At 30.7% G+C, this 6,650-nt stretch carries 5 protein-coding genes; 4 read left to right on the top strand and 1 reads right to left on the bottom strand.

Annotation, left to right across the window (positions count from 1 at the left end; genetic code table 11):
* The first annotated feature begins 135 nt into the window (after positions 1–135).
* From FLP_RS17290 to FLP_RS17275, 4 genes are all read left to right on the top strand, one after another.
* Positions 136–540, top strand: coding sequence for a hypothetical protein (locus FLP_RS17290; protein WP_065450785.1), 405 nt, complete (start codon positions 136–138; stop codon positions 538–540).
* Positions 541–612: 72 nt separating this feature from the next.
* A complete protein-coding gene (locus FLP_RS17285; RefSeq protein WP_065450784.1) occupies positions 613–1,452 on the top strand; it encodes a hypothetical protein in 840 nt (279 codons plus the stop codon).
* A 93-nt stretch (positions 1,453–1,545) separates the two neighbouring features.
* On the top strand, positions 1,546–2,154 hold the full coding sequence (locus FLP_RS17280) for a hypothetical protein (RefSeq protein ID WP_123921686.1): 609 nt from the start codon (positions 1,546–1,548) through the stop codon (positions 2,152–2,154).
* A 332-nt stretch (positions 2,155–2,486) separates the two neighbouring features.
* Positions 2,487–4,499, top strand: a complete 2,013-nt coding sequence (locus FLP_RS17275) for a M13 family metallopeptidase (RefSeq protein ID WP_065450782.1) — start codon at positions 2,487–2,489, stop codon at positions 4,497–4,499.
* Between the two features lie 103 nt (positions 4,500–4,602).
* Here FLP_RS17275 and FLP_RS17270 read toward each other — a convergent pair whose 3' ends face one another.
* Positions 4,603–5,298 carry a pseudouridine synthase gene (locus tag FLP_RS17270; protein ID WP_065450781.1) on the bottom strand — a complete coding sequence of 232 codons (696 nt, stop codon included), beginning with the start codon at positions 5,296–5,298 and terminating at the stop codon, positions 4,603–4,605.
* Between the last annotated feature and the right edge of the window lie 1,352 nt (positions 5,299–6,650).

The following is a 6,650-nucleotide window of genomic DNA, read 5'->3' as shown; positions in this document are numbered from 1 at the left end:
ATAGGTATTTTTTTTGACTAAGATCTTAATTCTTTTTTTAGTTTAAAACTGTCAAAAAGCTGGTATCACTATTTAGAAGAACTTGATCTTCTCTTAGAATTAAAAAGATATTTTCCAGAAGATAGTATCTATAAAATGGGCTTGCTTCTTTATTCTAAACTCGATTTTGCAGTTTCTCAGTTGTCGGTTTTGAAGGGTAGTGAAGTTTCGTCAATCAGTTATATTAAATACAGCAGCTTTTATGGCTTATTATCTCATTTTACATCGGTAGAGCTGGATCAAAAAATTAGTAATCTATTATCATTGGTTATTGAATTTTATAAAAAAAAGGTAAATGTTCCATTTTTTACTGCTGTCATACAATCGATGGCTTTTTACAAAGCTTATAATGAAAATATAAATGAGACTCTTGCTAAAAATAGAGAAGCTGTAACTGTATTTAGAGAAGATGTAGACCATGTTGAAGCGAATCCTACTATGAAAATTGTACTTGCCGTAATTTGTGTTTTGATCCCTTTTTTGGTAACCAAATGTTCCTAGATTTATTTTTTGTTCCATCTTTTTAAAAAGAGAGAAAAAGATTATGTTTGTGCTTTAAAATTAGCATCAAGGATGAACATAATAGAGTTGTTTGAAAAACTAAAGATAGATAAAAATAATATTCTATTATTTTCCGCAGAAGACATAATCCGAATAGAAAAACAGATTAATGTTGAGAAAAGAATAAATCCTGATATAAATGTTAATGTCGCCAATAATCTTATTTTGGCGTTAAAAGAATATCGCGAGGAACTTTATTTTATAGTGTCTAACAGAATTTTATACAATCTTTTTTCGAAGAAAAATTATTCCAGACATAATTTTCCTTCTCCCCAAAGAGAATATGATCCTGAAAAGATTCAGTCCTTCATCAATCAGTTTCTTAAAGATGATTTAGTGTTGTTTTTTGATCAGCATTTGTCTCAGAATAAATTTGATTTCATCAATGATATTTTTGATTTTAAAGATTGTTTTCCTGAGGATGCACTTTTTCAATTGAATATGAAACTTAATGGAAAGGTTGATGCGGTACTTGTAAACTTAAGCCAAAACAATGCACAAAACATGCAGGCCATTTCGTATGTAGAATATAGAAGTTTTTATGTTTTGCTATCGTATTTCAGTTCTATCGAAATGGATGATAAAATCAGAAGTTTAGTAAATATTGTTGCGGCACGCTATAATGCCGACAAATTATCTGGTTTTTATATGACTTGTCTATCCTCAATGCAGGGATATGTCGCCTATGATCCAGCTTTAACTGCTATTTTGATCAGAAATAGAGAAGCAGTTATATCTAATAGTACCGAAACAGAATCCTCAAGTAGTTCTGGAGGTATGTCCGGAAAAACCATTTTTTTTATCATCCTTGCTGTTATAAAAATATTATCTCTCTTTGCCAGATGTCATTAATTTTTTAAGATTTAGTTGGCCTTGCCACATATATAAATAAGTTTTGAAAAAAGCCAGAAACAAATAAAATGAACAAAGAAAAAAGAACAAGGAATGAAATTTCAAAAAAAAGATAAATTTAGTCTCATAATTACAACTGTATTTTTACTTATTTTGACGCTGTCAATTTTTATTAATATGGATAAAATTATTCCAAATTTCAGCAACTATGTACCTCTTTTTTTTCCTTTTTTATATATTATTGATATTTTTGAATCTATTAGATATTCAAAAAATAAATCTGAAGACGAAATCAGAATAAAGAGCGGTAATGATAGTTATTATAATATTTTGCCTTTTATTTTCGGTGTCCTTTATTGTTTTTTTTCAATGATATTTTTCTTTATAACCGAAAATGAAAAAATATTATCTGTACTTTATTTTATATCAGGATTGATTTTTATTCTTAAAGGTTTAATTTTTATTCCATCAGTATTAATTAAAAATGATGATGGAAAGTTGCATTTAGAAAATGGAAAAGAAATAAATAGTTTAGAAATTGAATATATTGAAAGTATAGTAATATCAGAAAGCGATATTAGCTTTAACCTTCATAATAATAAAAAGTATATTTTTTCACATCTTGAATTGAGTTCAACTGAAATTGAAAAAGTAAATAGTTTTATTAAAAAATATTTTGACATACATATTGAAAATATATAAAATTGATTTACAATAGCTAAGAACACGGATTTAGGTAATATGCTTGATGGAAAGTTGATTTTATACTTGGAATGATTCTAGCAAATCAGAATAACGGGATTGATTTAGTTTTAAATCGATTATAGTCCTAAAACGTTATACAAGATTACACTACATTAACTATAAATAACTACTTGTAATTCTGACTTTTATAAGTAGTAATTGTATAAAAGCTTTAGAATTAAAAACTGAATTCGTATATTGTTCTGCTAAATTAACTATACCAGGCATATATTTTAATATAGCTGCTTTAAAACCTTTTTCAGTTCATTTTAATAGAAACCATCCAGATTATGAAAAAAATCCTATTGCTCTCCCTTGTACTCTTAGCTTTTACAGCGTGCTCAAAACATGAAATAAAAAAAAATATTGCGATCACCGGAATAGATTCTACATTGCGGCCCGGTAATGATTTTTTCAGATATGTAAATGGTAAATGGTATGATTCTGTAGCAATACCTGCATCTCAAGCCGGAGTTGGCGCCTATATGTTTATGAATTATCCACAGCGAATGCGCCTGCAAGGGATATTAGACAGTATTTCGCAAAGCAAAAATCCGGAGGGAAGTATAGCACAAAAGGTAGGGGATTTTTATGCATCAGGTATGGATACTGTAACCATTGACAAACGCGGTTATGAACCTATTAAACCGCTACTTGCTAAAATTGAGACAATTAGCGATTTACCGTCCTTAATGAACTTTGTAGTGAATCAGGCAAAGGTTAACAATCCTTCTATTATAGCTTTTGGAGTGTCGCCAGATCAGAAAAACAGCAGTATGAACATTGCTGAAATCTATCAAACGGGTATTGGTTTGCCGGACAGAGATTATTATTTTAAATCAGATGCATCAACTGTTGCTATACAGAAATCGTACAAGAAATACCTTGCTACATTATTTCAACAAACCGGCAGCAATGCCAAAGAGGCTGAAAAGAATGCTAACCTGGTTTACGATATTGACAAACAACTCGCCATTTCGCATAAAACAAAAGTTGAACTTCGTGATGTGCAGGCAAATTATAATAAAATAGCTGTGACAGATCTTGTAAAAAGACATCCGAACATCGACTGGACTACTTTTTTAAATAATTTAGGGGCTAAAACCGATTTTATTAATGTAGGCCAACCTGCCTATTATGATGCCGTAAATAAGCTCTTAAAAACAATCCCAATTAATAATTGGAAAATTTATCTGAAAGCAAATTCTCTGGAAAGATATGCAGACGATTTAAGTAAGCCTTTTGCAGATGCCTCATTTGAGTATACCAAAGTGCTTTCTGGTCAGGCTGTTCAAAAAACACGTGGCGAAAAAATGGCAAATGTCCTTGACAATAACTTAGGCGAAGCGTTGGCTGAATTGTATGTAAAAAAATATTTTTCAGAAGATGCTAAAAAACGAATGTTAGTTCTGGTGAATAATCTGCAAAAAGCCTATGCAAAAAGAATTGATAATCTGGAATGGATGAGTCAGGCTACGAAACAAAAAGCAAAAGAAAAATTGGCAGCCATGACTAAGAAAATAGGATATCCGGATAAATGGAAAGATTATAGTAAGGTAAACATAGCAAGGAACACGTATTTTGAGAATATGGTTTCGGCTGCTACAGCTGCATATCAATTTCAATTGGCAAAATTGGGCAAACCAGTCGATAAATCAGAATGGTACACTACGCCTCCAACAGTGACTGCCTATAATAATCCTACTGCCAATGAAATTGTTTTTCCTGCAGGTATTTTACAAGACCCATATTTTGATAATAATGCAGATGATGCACTTAACTACGGAGGTATCGGAATGGTTATTGGTCACGAAATAACGCACACTTTTGATGATCAGGGTGCTCAATATGATAAAGATGGAAACCTAAAAGACTGGTGGACAAAAGAGGATTATGCGCAGTTTAAATCAAGAATACAACAGGTTATTGATTTGTACAGTACCTATACTGTTTTAGGCGATTTACATATTAATGGTGCCATGACAGTTGGAGAAAATACAGCAGATATTGCCGGAATAGCAGTTGCTTATGATGCTTTTAAAATGACCGAACAAGGAAAAGGGAATACAAAAATTGATGGTTTTACTCCAGACCAGCGCTTCTTTATTTCTATAGCCAAAATATGGAGAGTAAAAATGAAAGACGAGTTCCTGCGTTTGTGGATTAACAATAATCCGCATTCTCCACCAAATTGGCGTGTTAATGGTCCTCTAATGAATACCACACCTTTTTATAATGCATTTAATGTGCAACCGGGAGATAAAATGTTTTTACCGAAGAAAAACAGAATAACAATTTGGTAATAATCCAACTTTCTGAAGTATTTCCATGAAAAAATGCGCAAATTTCTCTGTGAAATTTGCGCATTTTTTTTGTTTCTTCGAAATTATAAATTTTTATAAAATCCTATTTATATTTACTCAAATCCAGATTAAGAACAGTACCAACTCTGCTGAACTCTTCATTAATCTTTGCATTCAGGATTAGTTGTTCATTCTTTATTGGATGATTAAAAACTAACTGATGTGCATGCAGCATCATTCCGGTCAGATTATAATTCTCCAGCCATAATTTATTTTGTTTGTTACAGCCATGTGGACGACTTCCTAAAATAGGATGAAAAATATGCTTGAAATGTTTTCGTAATTGATGCATACGTCCCGTTTCAGGAATCGCTTCTACCAAACAATATCGTGACGTTGGTTTATTGTTAAATTCTAACTCAACTTCGGCATTTTGCAAACGATGAAAGTAGGTTATGGCATTTTGTGTAATGTCATCATCATTGGTTAAGTCGTAATCAATCGTTAGTTCTTCGGGTGACCAGCCACGTAAAATGGCCAAATATTTTTTTTCGACTTCGCGTGTAGCAAAACGATCATTCATAATTTTCAAAACATCCTTATCCAAGGCAAATAATAAGACACCAGATGTTTTGCGATCTAACCGATGAACGGGGTAAACATGTTGTCCTATTTGATTTCGCAATTCCTGAATAGCATACACTTTTGCATCGCGCGCATAAAATGATTTGTGAACCAGCAATCCGCTTGGTTTGTTAATTGCGATAATATATTCGTCCTGGTAAAGAATTTCTAACATTCGGCAAAAGTAAAAGAGATTTCGAGTAAAATCGCTTTTATTACTTATTTGTTTGTATACTTTTTTCTGCAATTGGTGCGAATGTCAAGTGCTTGAATGCAACGGATGTTTGACAAAGAGGGGTAAAAACAAAAAAGCTCCAGANNAGCATTCAAATATCTAACCAGATTATCTTGGACTATTATAATATTTTAAAATGCGCATCTTGATTTTTTCTCTTGTTTTTGTTTGCACAATCACCTGTATAAAACCAAAAAGTATCAATCAAGTTAAGAGGTCTTTTGATAATTTATAATGAAAAAAAATATATATTTGAAAGTAAATAATATGTGAAATTTATCACATATATCTACCCAAATTTGGATCGCTTTGTGTGATTTTGTCACACATATAAATAAGTTACAGGCAAGTTGAACCAAAAAACCGCATATAAAACACAAATATTTAAAATGAAAAAATTCATTGTTACTTTACTGATATTAAGCATTAATTTAACTTTTTCTCAAGATTACTTCGAAGGTAAAAACTTGTATTGTAAATCTGAAAATCCCGAAGCAATAAAGCTTTTTAATTTAGNNTCAAATATTTTCTTTAAAGCATACAAAACTGACACGACATTTTGTGATGCAATTTTTTTTACAGGATACACTTTGAGATTATTGAATGACGAAAAGGCAATAGCTTGCTATATAATGGCAGACAGTTTATCAAAAAAAACATTAGAATTTAAAATAAATTTAGCTTCTGAAGGATTAAGATTAGGTCAAGATAGATCTTTAAAAATTGCTCGAAAAAAATATCAGGAATTAATTACTTTATTTCCTGATAACCCAGAAGGTTATTATGGTTTTGCATTAACTTCTCCTATTTTCGGAGATGTAGATAAGGGTTTAGAAAATATAAATATCGCAATTGAAAAATATAAATTATTAAATCCCAAGTTAAAAGACGAAGTAATATTTCTAAAAGGCGTTTTATTATCTCAAAACAAAAAATATGATGAAGGTTTAGAATATTTAGAAAAATGTTATTCAACTTATAAAAAAGATGAAAACTTTAAAATTCATTATTCATTATGTTTACTCAAGGTTTCTGAAATTAAAAATGACGAAAAAATGAGACAAAAAGCTTTTAAATTTTATGGTCAAATAGAAAATAAACAACAGATTCCAGAAGACATTAAATCAGAACTGAAATTTTAAAAAACTTTAAATTGAAACGTAAATTAGAAAGCAAACAAAAGTTTGAAAGTTGGAATCTGCCAACATAAACTTAAAAACAACCAGCCTGTAACAGCCACTACAACGGATTTGGGCATTTGGCTTAATGGAAAATTGGTTTTGTATTTGGAA

Source organism: Flavobacterium piscis, from assembly GCF_001686925.1.
In the GTDB taxonomy this organism is placed as follows: Bacteria; Bacteroidota; Bacteroidia; order Flavobacteriales; family Flavobacteriaceae; genus Flavobacterium; species Flavobacterium piscis.
Note: the sequence above shows the minus strand (reverse complement) of the source record. Positions and strands in the feature narration are given on the sequence as shown.